Origin of the sequence: Neoluteolibacter marinus, assembly GCF_014904755.1 — a bacterium.
Taxonomy (GTDB): domain Bacteria; phylum Verrucomicrobiota; class Verrucomicrobiia; order Verrucomicrobiales; family Akkermansiaceae; genus Haloferula; species Haloferula marina.
Genome location: NZ_JACZFQ010000219.1, coordinates 1 through 739, shown reverse-complemented (window position 1 = coordinate 739; position 739 = coordinate 1). Strand labels below are relative to the sequence as shown.

At 69.0% G+C, this 739-nt stretch carries 2 protein-coding genes; both read left to right on the top strand.

Annotation, left to right across the window (positions count from 1 at the left end):
• Positions 1–539: 30S ribosomal protein S3 (gene rpsC / locus IG178_RS24555; RefSeq protein ID WP_193215220.1), on the top strand; the 539-nt coding region annotated here is incomplete at its 5' end.
• Positions 539–739, top strand: a 201-nt coding sequence (gene rplP / locus IG178_RS24550) for a 50S ribosomal protein L16 (protein ID WP_193215219.1), incomplete at its 3' end; no start/stop codon positions are given. The genes rpsC and rplP, both read left to right, overlap by 1 nt.

Below are 739 nucleotides of genomic sequence, written 5' to 3'. Positions count from 1 at the left end.
AGCTCGAGAAGCTCACGGGCAAGCAGATCCAGCTGAACATCCTCGAGGTCAAGAACCCCGAGATCGATGCGCAGCTGGTCGCCCAGGGCGTCGCCGAGCAGCTCGCCTCGCGCGTGGCCTTCCGCCGCGCCATGAAGAAGTCCATCCAGTCGGCGCAGCGCGCCGGCGCGAAGGGCATCCGCATCCAGTGCGCCGGCCGTCTGGGCGGCGCCGAGATGTCCCGCTCGGAGTTCTACCGCGAGGGCCGCGTGCCCCTGCACACGCTCCGCGCGAACATCGACTACGGCTTCTTCGAGGCCAAGACCACCTTCGGCCGCATCGGCGTGAAGGTCTGGATCTACAAGGGCGACCTGACCTCCAAGGAGCTCGCAGCTCAGGAGGCGGCAGCCCAGTCCCGCGGCCGCGGCGGAGACCGTCGCGGCGGAGGCGCCGGCGATCGCCGTCGCCGTCCCGAGCGCACTGACCGCAATGATCGCGGTGGACGTCGTGGAGAGCGCTCCGGCGACGCCCCCGCAGCGAATGCAGAGGGTGGTAACTGATGCTCATCCCCCGTCGTGTGAAGCACCGCAAGCAGCACCACCCCAAGCGCGGTGGCACTGCGACCGGCGGCACCACGGTCTCCTTCGGAGACTGGGGCGTCCAGGCACTGACCCCGGCCTACGTCACCAACCGGCAGATCGAGGCGGCTCGTATCGCCATGACCCGCCACATCAAGCGCGGTGGCAAGGTCTGGATCAAC